This window comes from Shewanella sp. AS16, from assembly GCF_021412365.1.
In the GTDB taxonomy this organism is placed as follows: Bacteria; Pseudomonadota; Gammaproteobacteria; order Enterobacterales; family Shewanellaceae; genus Shewanella; species Shewanella salipaludis.
Genome location: NZ_JAKCLK010000383.1, coordinates 1 through 284, shown reverse-complemented (window position 1 = coordinate 284; position 284 = coordinate 1). Strand labels below are relative to the sequence as shown.

Genomic DNA, 284 nt, shown 5'->3' with positions numbered 1-284 from the left:
TGAGAAAACATGGCATCCCGGGGCGGCCGGGAACACATATCAGGCTTGAGGTCAGTGAGGACTTTCCGGCAGTGGCGTTAAAACCCGGTGATGACCCCCTGTTACGTTTTTTGTCAGAACGTTTCACCCTCTGGCTGGATGATTTCGGCTCAGGAAATGCAGGCTTAATGTGGGGACTGTCCGGGATGTTTGAACGGGTAAAAATAAGTCATGAGTTTTTTCATTATGCCCTGAAAAACAGGAGTGCAATGCCGCTTCTCCATGCTGTGGCAGACACTGTTGCC

At 50.7% G+C, this 284-nt stretch carries 1 pseudogene; it reads left to right on the top strand.

Annotation, left to right across the window (positions count from 1 at the left end):
• Window positions 1-284 (top strand): annotated as a pseudogene (gene sfaY, locus LZP73_RS20765) (transcriptional regulator SfaY); the annotation flags it as partial.